This window comes from Candidatus Thiosymbion oneisti, assembly GCF_900092655.1.
GTDB classification, from domain to species: domain Bacteria; phylum Pseudomonadota; class Gammaproteobacteria; order Chromatiales; family Chromatiaceae; genus Thiosymbion; species Thiosymbion oneisti.
In genome coordinates, this window is the sequence record NZ_FLUY01000991.1 from 1 (window position 1) to 204 (window position 204).

Sequence of the window (204 nt, forward strand, 5' to 3'; positions counted from 1 at the left end):
CGTCAATGCCAGCAGACCATGGCGGTGCTCGGCGTGGAGAGCCTGACCGCGGTTGCCGATGCTGGCGACTACAGCGAAGTCGAATTGGCGGCCTGCGAAGCGGCCGGTGCCACCGTCTACGTCCCGATCCCGGACAAACACAAAGCGGTCACGGGTCAAGGTCGTCTCAGCGGCAACCGCTTCCAGTACAACCCAACCCGTGAT

Annotated in this window: 1 pseudogene; it reads left to right on the forward strand. The window is 63.7% G+C overall.

Annotation, left to right across the window (positions count from 1 at the left end):
* Positions 1-204: pseudogene (locus tag BQ17_RS21770) on the forward strand (IS5/IS1182 family transposase); the annotation flags it as partial.